At 65.2% G+C, this 1902-nt stretch carries 2 protein-coding genes; one reads left to right on the top strand and one right to left on the bottom strand.

The genetic code is table 11. From position 1 onward, the window contains the following. Nucleotides 1–958, bottom strand: a 958-nt coding sequence (locus tag ACOZKU_RS25555) for an OmpA family protein (protein ID WP_421581268.1), incomplete at its 3' end; no start/stop codon positions are given. 105 nt (nucleotides 959–1063) lie between these two features. Between ACOZKU_RS25555 and ACOZKU_RS25550 the strand changes: the two genes are divergently transcribed. Beyond that, a partial coding sequence (locus ACOZKU_RS25550; protein WP_421581267.1) for a hypothetical protein occupies nucleotides 1064–1902 on the top strand: 839 nt, incomplete at its 3' end.

Below are 1902 nucleotides of genomic sequence, written 5' to 3'. Positions count from 1 at the left end.
AGACATCGGTCAGGATGTTGGCGACGGCCTCGGCGCGTTCGTCCGAAAGCACGAGGTTCGATTCATCCGAACCGACGGCATCCGTGTGGCCTTCGATCAAGAAGGTCTCGCCGGGATCCTTATCGAGCACCTTGTTCATCGCCTCGGCGACCTTGCGCAGCGACGACGCCTGGTTCATCGAGATTTCCGAGGAACCCGTGGCGAAGGTGATCGTGTCGAGGTCGATACGGCGCACCTTGTCGCGGATACGGGCCGAATACTTCACCTCGTCCAGCGTATAGACGCGCTCGACGGGCTCGACCGGCGGCCGCTCCAGGAAGTCGGTGTAGTCACGGCTGTCGTCGGAGGACGTATCGATGATGTAGTCGTCGAGCGGCACCGTCAGGCGCATCGGCGGCAGACGCTCACCGGGATCCACGAAGGTCGGCCGTGCGTCGCGGTCGATTTCCGGGGCGTAGAACATGACATATTCACTGCCCGAGCGATCGATGCGCGAGCGCTGGATGACGTCGCCGTAACGGCTGCGGATCGTCACGACCCGGTCGCCGTTCGGGCGCACGATGACCTCGCGGACGCGGCCATGCGGCAGGTCCTCGTAATAGGTCTCCGTTGCCCGGCGCGATAGGCGGCGGCCGTCATCCGAGCGGACGATGATACCGTCGTTGAAGTTGATGACCACGCGATCATCCACCTCGCGCTCGACGCGCCAGCCGTCTCGTTCCTCGTAACGCGGGCGGCGATCGCGGCGCTCGCCACGCTCGCGCTCGCCGGATTCGTAGCGCACGCGGTCGCCATCCTCCCAGCCGACCTGCGCGTCGCGGTCGGATTCGGGAATCCGGATCTTGACGTTTTCACGCTCTTCCGCACGCTTGCGGCGACGCTCCTCGCGCGCCGAGCCCTTGCGGTTGTCGAAATCCTTGTCGCTGTCGAGCACGGCCGCGCCATCGACGAACGGCAAGTCGATCGTCTCGTTCGTCCTGGACGGATCCCGGGCAATGCGTTCGCGATCCTCGTCACGCTTGCGGCGCGGACGCTCGGCGTTGTCCTCTTCGCGCTGCTGATCTTGAGCCGCTTCACGCTTTTTCCTGCGCTCTTCGCGGGCATTTTGGCGATCCTGCTGCTGCTGGTCGTCGCCTTCAGCCGCTTCGCGCTGCTTCCTGCGCTCTTCGCGCGCCTTCTCGCGATCCTGCTGCTGCTGATCGTCGCCCTCGGCCGCGTCACGCTGCTTCTTGCGCTCTTCGCGCGCCTTCTGGCGGTCCTGCTGCTGCTGATCGTCGCCCTCGGCCGCGTCACGCTGCTTCTTGCGCTCTTCGCGGGCCTTCTGACGATCCTGCTGCTGCTGGTCATCGCCCTCGGCCGCGTCACGCTGCTTCTTGCGCTCTTCGCGCGCCTTCTGACGATCCTGCTGCTGCTGATCGTCACCTTCAGCCGCCTCGCGCTGCTTCTTGCGCTCTTCACGCGCCTTCTGGCGGTCCTGTTGCTGCTGATCGTCACCTTCCGCGGCTTCGCGCTGCTTCTTGCGCTCTTCGCGCGCTTTCTGACGATCCTGCTGCTGCTGATCGTCGCCTTCCGCGGCTTCGCGCTGCTTCTTGCGCTCTTCGCGCGCTTTCTGGCGATCCTGCTGCTGCTGATCATCGCCCCCGGCCGCCTCGCGCTGCTTCTTGCGCTCTTCGCGCGCCTTCTGGCGGTCCTGCTGCTGCTGATCGTCGCCCTCGGCGGATTCGCGCTTTTTGCGCCGTTCCTGACGTTCCTGCTGCTGCTGGTCGCCATCGCCAAGACCCGCATTGTCGCGGTTGGGTTTACGGCGCTCCTGCTGCTGCTCGCCATCACCGAGGCCGGCATTGTCGCGATTCGGTTTGCGGCGTTCGCCCTGCTGTTCGCCGTCTTCCTGCCGTTCCTTTT

Origin of the sequence: Shinella sp. M31, assembly GCF_049199205.1 — a bacterium.
Lineage (GTDB): Bacteria > Pseudomonadota > Alphaproteobacteria > Rhizobiales > Rhizobiaceae > Shinella.
Note: the sequence above shows the minus strand (reverse complement) of the source record. Positions and strands in the feature narration are given on the sequence as shown.